Here is a 6,544-nt window from a genome sequence, read left to right as displayed (position 1 = left end):
CTCGAGAAGGATATGCGTGCCTTCCTCGATCTCTTCCTTCAGACCATCATAAAGGTCGTCGTGCATCTGCTGCACGAGCTCGTCGTCGGAAAGCTCGGAAAGGATGATCTCGTCGTCGGACATTTTTTCTCGGGCTCCTTGCTGCTCGGAATGTCTGCGGCAGCCTAAAATTGATGCGCCAATACCTAACCCGCGAGGGCCGCGTATCCATAGCTGATTTGCGACTTCCCGCAAAAGGAAAGCGACCGCAAATCTATTGGAATTCTTGTCGATTTTGCGACAGGCGTTGGCGCTGGCTGGCCGTTTCGAATAGGGTGCATGGCTACGATCCGGCGAGAGCAGCCGCACGCGGCCGCAATCCACATCAGGTCAGAACAAGATCAGGGAAGAACGATCATGAGCGAGAACGCGGCAGTCGAGCAGGAGCCGTCGAGCGGCAGACGCGGGCGCGGCGCGGGCAGTGGCGCGGCGGCGCGACGGGCAGCGCGCTCGGGCGGGGGTCCGGGCACCCAGCTCACCTACATCAAGCGCAAGATCAACGTCTATGAAGTGCTGGACGAGGAAGGGTTGGCGCTGATCGAGAAGAACACCGACACGGTGCTCGAAGAGATCGGCATCATCTTCCGCGACGACGCCGAAGCCCTGCAGCTCTGGAAAGAGGCCGGCGCCGACGTCAAGGGCGAGCGCGTGCATTTCCCGAAAGGGCTCTGCCGTTCGCTGCTCAAGACAGCGCCGTCCGTCTACACCCAGCATGCGCGCAACCCCGAACGCTCGGTGCAGATCGGCGGCAAAGCGACGGTGTTCGCGCCGGTCTATGGCCCGCCCTTCGTGCGCGATCTCGACGGCAACCGCCGCTATGCGACTATCGAGGATTTCCGCAATTTCGTGAAGCTCGCCTATATGGCGCCGTCGATCCACCATTCGGGCGGCACGGTGTGCGAGCCGGTCGACGTTCCCGTCAACAAGCGCCATCTCGATATGGTCTACAGCCATATCAAATATTCCGACAAACCGTTCATGGGCTCGGTGACCGCGCCGGAGCGCGCCGAGGACACGGTGGCGATGGCCAAGCTTGTGTTCGGCGACGACTTCGTCGAGAACAACACGGTGCTGACCAGCCTTATCAACGCCAACTCGCCGATGGTGTTCGACGAGACGATGCTCGGCGCGTTGAAGGTCTATTCGCGCCACAACCAGGCCTGCATCGTCACGCCGTTCATCCTTGCCGGCGCGATGAGCCCGGTGACGGTCGCCGGCACGCTGACGCAGGTGCTGGCCGAGGTGCTGGCCGGCGCATCGTTCACGCAGTTGATCCGGCCGGGCGCGCCGGTGCTGTTCGGCACTTTCGCCTCTTCGATCTCGATGCAGTCGGGCGCGCCGACCTTCGGCACGCCGGAACCATCGCTGGTCTCCTATGGCGCCGCGCAGCTTGCCCGCCGTCTCGGCCTGCCGTTCCGCACCGGCGGTTCGCTCTGCGCCGCGAAGATCCCGGACGCGCAGGCGGCTTACGAGAGCGCCAACACGCTGAACTCGACCATTCTTGCCGGCGCGAATTTCGTGCTGCACTCGGCCGGCTGGCTCGAGGGTGGGCTGGCGTCCTGCTACGAGAAGTTCATGATGGACATCGACCAGCTCGGCATGCAGCAGAAATTCTCCGAGGGCGTCGACCTGTCGGAAAACGGCCAGGCGATGGACGCCATCCGCCAAGTCGGTCCGGGCAGCCACTATCTCGGCTGCGACCACACCCAGGCCAATTTCCAGACCGCCTTCTACCGCTCCAACATTGCCGACAACAATTCCTACGAGCAGTGGCTGGCGGAAGGCGAAAAGACCGCGCCGCAGCGGGCTAACGAGCTCGCCCGCCGCTGGCTGGAAAGCTACGAGGCGCCTTACCTCGATCCGGCGATCGACGAGGCCCTGACCGACTTCATCGCCAGGAAGAAAGGCTCGATGGCCGACGCCTTCACTTGAAAGGAGCCCGAGTCAGGCCGGGCTAAAGTGGCCGACATCATCCACAAGGAAGTCTGGCGGAGCGCATTCTCCGAGCCGGGCAAGAAGGGATGATTGTTTCGCGCGGCACGGTCGACGATGTCTCGGCCGTGCTCGCGGTCGATGGCTTGATCCCGCGCGGCGGCTTCCGTTTCACGAGCCAAGACACAGTACCCGCCGGGCGCTCCGGCATGCCCGCCAGGTCCATCCTGCTGGTCGGGCAGGCGGGTGCTGCGCCGTGGCCGCATTTCCTGCGCTGGCAGGAGCGGCAACCGCAGGCCATCGCCAATCCGCTCGACACCTGGGCGCGCGAAGTGATCGGCTCGGTTGCGGAAAAGTTCGGCGCGCGCGCCGTGTCGCCCTCCGACAGGCCGTATCTCCCGTTCCAGCAATGGGCGATGCGGGCGGAGGGATTAAGGCCTTCGCCGCTCGGCATTCTGATGCATCCGCGCTACGGGCTCTGGCACGCCTATCGCGGCGCGCTGCTGTTCGAAGAGACGATCTCGATTCCCGAAGCTGACGCAACTCTCCATCTTTGCGATGCATGTGTCGAAAAACCTTGCCTGAAATCCTGCCCGGTCGACGCCTATGCGGCGGATGGTTTCGCGCACCAGGCCTGTCTGGCGCATGTGCGCGGTGCTGATGGCGCGCCTTGCCGCACCGGCGGCTGCCTCGACCGCAACGCCTGTCCCTTTGGCGCCGACTATCGCTATCCAGCCGATGTTCAGGCCTTCCATATGGCGTCGTTCGCCGGCCTGTAGCGATGGTTCCGAGCCGCACGGAAACTTGACCGCGATTGAGATGTCGTGGCTTGCCCTGACGGCGGGCGCGGATATCTATCGCGTGGCAGCAAGCGGAGCGCGCAATGACGAAGCAGGACCTCGAGATCAAGACCCAGGATGGTACGGCGAAAGCCGGGCTGTTTCGTCCAGCCGCGCCGGCCAAGGCCGGAATCATCCTCTACATGGATATTTTCGGTCCGCGCACGGCGCTCGACCAGATGGCCGAGCGCCTTGCTGGGCAAGGCTACGCCGTGCTGGTTCCCGATCTCTTCTACCGCAGCGTGCCCTACGGTCCGTTCGACCCCAAGACCGCCTTTGCCGATGAAAAGACCAAGGCCGCGCTGTCGGCGTTGAGCGGCGGCACCACGCAGGACATGACCATTCGCGACGGCGGCGCCTTCCTCGACGCGCTGGCCGCCGAGGGCATCACCGGACCGGTTGGCGTCGTCGGCTACTGCATGGGTGGCGCGCGGGCGCTGAACGCGGCGGCGAGCTATCCGCACCGGATCGTTGCCGCCGCCAGCTTCCATGGTGGCAATCTAGCCAGCGATGCCGCGGACAGCCCGCACCGCAAGGCAGCAATGATCAAGGCGCGCGTCTATGTCGGTGTTGCCGGCGTCGACCGCAGCTTTCCGCCGGAACAGTCGGCGCGGCTGGCCGAAGCGCTGAGAGTGGCCGAGGTCGACCATGTGATCGAGAACTATGTCGGCATGGGGCATGGATGGTGCGTGCAGGATCACAGTGCCTATGATGAAGCCGGTGCTGAGCGCCACTGGAAGCGGTTGACCACGTTGTTTGCCGAAACCCTCGGGTAAAGTTTGGCTCCCCTTTTTTGGCGGCGGTGCGCGGCTTCGAAAGTTTGCCCCGCCCCTCATCCGCCCTTCGGGCACCTTCTCCCCGTGAACGGGGAGAAGGGAAAAGCGCTGCGGCAAAAAAATCTTTCCATAACCCCAAGGATTAGCCATTAGCCTTCGTCCAATAAGCAAATGATGGCGATGATGCTGGACGAGGGCGAACCCTCCGACGTCGAATTGATCGGGCGGGCGAAGGGCGGAGACAGGGGTGCTTTCGGCAAATTGCTCGAAAGGCACTATGGCTTCGTCTATCGCGCCGCCTATCGCTGGTGCGGCAGGAAGGCGGACGCCGAAGACATCGCCCAGGAAGTCTGCGTCCGGCTCGGCCGGGCGATCCGCGACTACCATGGTAAGGGCGCGTTCACGACGTGGCTCTACACCATGACGCTGAACGCGGCGCGCGACATGATGCGCAAGAGCGCCCGCGACACCCAGAAGACCGAGGCCTACGGCGCCTATGCGCTGATCGCGGGAGAGGCGGCGGCGGAACTCGAGGACCCGGCCGAGGCGCTATGGACGGCCGTGCGCAAGCTGCCGGACAAGCAGCGCGATGCCGTGCTGCTCGTCTATGGCGAGGGGCTCAGCCACGCGGACGCCGCCGAGGCGATGGCGATCTCGGAGACGACGGTTTCCTGGCACATCCATGAAGCGAAGAAACGGCTGAGGACGTTGATGCGTTCAGCCGGGGAAGTGTGACCATGGTCGACGACAACGAACTCGAAAGGCTGCGCAACATCACGGCACCGGCACCCGACGCCGAGGCGAAGGCGCGCGCGATCGCTGCCGCCATGCAGGCTTTCGACGAGCAGGAAAAAATCTTCGTCGCCGCCCAAGGATCGGCCGGCGGGCTTCGTCTCACAGAGCGGGTACAGAAGCTCTGGAGAGAGATCATGCAAAAGAAACTGATCGCCACGCCGGCCATTGCCGGGCTCGTCGCCCTGCCGATCGCCGGATACGCCACCTTGCAGATGCTGAGGGAGGCGCCACCGCAGATTGGCGGCGACGAGAAGATCACCGAGACGCTGGCCGACAAGCCATCGACGAACGGACCGGCGACGCTGAAGCCGGTCCCTCCGACGGAGGCCGACAAGCAGAAGAAGGACACCGATAGCGAAAGCCGCGGTTTGAACGAGGTGCTGGTCGCGCCGGCACAGCCGCCGAAGTCCGAAGCGGAGAAAGCCGGCGGCCTGGTCCGGCAGGATGCGCTCCAGCGCACCGAGCCGGCGCCCGCGCCGACCGTCAGCGGTCAGCTCTCGCTCGACGGCGGCGCCGCGGCCCCCGCGGACGCTGCGCGCGCCGGCCGCGTGCCCGGCACCGCCGCCGAATCCAAGCTGATGGCGCAGCCGTCGACGCTGCCTGCCGACCAATTTCGGCCACAGGAGGAAAACCGCGACCGCGTCGAGGATTTCAAGACCAACCCGGTGCATGCCGCGCTCGAGGACCCGGTCTCGACCTTCTCGATCGACGTCGACACCGCCTCCTATTCCTTCGTACGGCGCTCGCTGAAGGAAGGCTACCTGCCGCAGGCCGACACGGTCCGCGTCGAGGAGATGATCAACTACTTCCCCTATGACTGGAAGGGACCGGAAGCGGCCTCGACGCCGTTCAACTCGACCGTCAGCGTCATGCCGACGCCGTGGAACGAGCACACCAAGCTGATGCACGTCGCCATCAAGGGTTTCGACGTCAAGCCGACCGAGCAGCCCAAGGCCAACCTGGTGTTCCTGATCGACGTGTCGGGTTCGATGAACGAGCAGGACAAGCTGCCGTTGTTGCAGTCGGCCTTCCGCCTGCTGGTCAGCAAGCTCAAGCCCGACGACACCGTCTCGATTGTCACCTATGCGGGCGACGCCGGCACGGTGCTGATGCCGACCAAGGTCGCCGAGAAGGACAAGATCCTGTCGGCCATCGATCATCTGCAGCCTGGCGGCTCGACGGCGGGCGAGGCGGGTATCCGGGAAGCTTACAAGCTTGCCCAGCAATCCTTCGTCAAGGATGGCGTCAACCGTGTGATGCTCGCCACAGACGGCGACTTCAATGTCGGCCAGACAGATGACGACGACCTGAAGCGGTTGATCGAGCAGGAGCGCAAGACCGGCGTCTTCCTGTCGGTGTTCGGTTTCGGACGGGGCAATCTGAACGACCAGATGATGCAGACCATCGCGCAGAACGGCAACGGCACCGCCGCCTATATCGATACGCTCGCCGAGGCCGAGAAGGTCCTGGTCGAGGACGCGTCCTCGACGCTGTTCACCATCGCCAAGGACGTCAAGATCCAGGTCGAGTTCAATCCGGACAAGGTCTCGGAATACCGGCTGATCGGCTATGAGACCCGCGCGCTCAACCGCGAGGATTTCAACAACGACCGCGTCGATGCCGGCGATATCGGTTCCGGCCATTCGGTGACCGCGATCTACGAGATCACACCGAAGGGCAGCGGCGGCGAGCAGATTGACCCGCTGCGCTACGGCCAGGCGACGGTCAACAATGGCGGCGTCGCCAATGCCGACGAATATGCCTTCGTCAAGATCCGCTACAAGCTGCCCAACGAGGACACCTCGAAGCTGATCACCACGCCGGTGACATCGGCCAACGAGGTCCAGTCCTTCGACCAGGCCGGCACCGATCAGCGCTTCTCGGTCGCGGTCGCCGCGTTCGGCCAGAAGCTGCGCGACGAGGATGCGACCGCGAAGTTCGGTTACGACAAGATCATGGAGATTGCCACCGCCGCCCGAGGAGCCGATCCGTTTGGCTACAGGTCGGAATTCCTGTCGCTTGTGCGCCTTGCCTCGGCGCTGGGCGGTAACCGGTAGTGGCAATAACGGCCGGCTCCTTTCAGACGGGATCGTTCTGATACGGGGGAGCCGGCCTACGGGCGGGTGAGGCAGGGGGGGCAGGAAAAAACTGCCGGGCTGGCTC

Annotated in this window: 5 protein-coding genes and 1 pseudogene; 5 read left to right on the top strand and 1 reads right to left on the bottom strand. The window is 64.2% G+C overall.

The features are described from left to right. Positions 1 to 123 (bottom strand): annotated as a pseudogene (locus EN745_RS37230) (cobalamin-binding protein); the annotation flags it as partial. Positions 124 to 396: 273 nt separating this feature from the next. On the opposite strand from EN745_RS37230, the gene EN745_RS26755 reads away from it, so the two are divergent. From EN745_RS26755 to EN745_RS26735, 5 genes are all read left to right on the top strand, one after another. Continuing rightward, a complete protein-coding gene (locus EN745_RS26755) occupies positions 397 to 1,971 on the top strand; it encodes a trimethylamine methyltransferase family protein (protein WP_126054102.1) in 1,575 nt (524 codons plus the stop codon). 89 nt (positions 1,972 to 2,060) lie between these two features. After that, positions 2,061 to 2,750, top strand: coding sequence for a 4Fe-4S dicluster domain-containing protein (locus EN745_RS26750; RefSeq protein WP_126054103.1), 690 nt, complete (start codon positions 2,061 to 2,063; stop codon positions 2,748 to 2,750). A gap of 104 nt (positions 2,751 to 2,854) precedes the next feature. After that, complete coding sequence (locus EN745_RS26745) at positions 2,855 to 3,586, top strand: dienelactone hydrolase family protein (protein WP_126054104.1); 732 nt, start codon at positions 2,855 to 2,857, stop codon at positions 3,584 to 3,586. A gap of 174 nt (positions 3,587 to 3,760) precedes the next feature. Next, entirely contained in the window at positions 3,761 to 4,321 is a 561-nt protein-coding gene (locus EN745_RS26740; RefSeq protein ID WP_126054105.1) for an RNA polymerase sigma factor, read from the top strand. A gap of 2 nt (positions 4,322 to 4,323) precedes the next feature. Next, positions 4,324 to 6,438 (top strand): VWA domain-containing protein, encoded by a 2,115-nt coding sequence (locus EN745_RS26735; RefSeq protein WP_126054106.1) that lies wholly within the window; start codon positions 4,324 to 4,326, stop codon positions 6,436 to 6,438. Positions 6,439 to 6,544 lie beyond the last annotated feature (106 nt).

This window comes from Mesorhizobium sp. M4A.F.Ca.ET.022.05.2.1 (assembly GCF_003998845.1).
GTDB lineage: Bacteria > Pseudomonadota > Alphaproteobacteria > Rhizobiales > Rhizobiaceae > Mesorhizobium.
Note: the sequence above shows the minus strand (reverse complement) of the source record. Positions and strands in the feature narration are given on the sequence as shown.

Excerpts from the sequence above, each read along its gene's own strand:
- EN745_RS26755 (WP_126054102.1), top strand. The coding sequence starts at position 397 with ATGAGCGAGAACGCGGCAGTCGAGCAGGAGCCGTCGAGCGGCAGACGC.
- EN745_RS26750 (WP_126054103.1), top strand. The coding sequence starts at position 2,061 with ATGATTGTTTCGCGCGGCACGGTCGACGATGTCTCGGCCGTGCTCGCG.
- EN745_RS26745 (WP_126054104.1), top strand. The coding sequence starts at position 2,855 with ATGACGAAGCAGGACCTCGAGATCAAGACCCAGGATGGTACGGCGAAA.
- EN745_RS26740 (WP_126054105.1), top strand. The coding sequence starts at position 3,761 with ATGGCGATGATGCTGGACGAGGGCGAACCCTCCGACGTCGAATTGATC.
- EN745_RS26735 (WP_126054106.1), top strand. The coding sequence starts at position 4,324 with ATGGTCGACGACAACGAACTCGAAAGGCTGCGCAACATCACGGCACCG.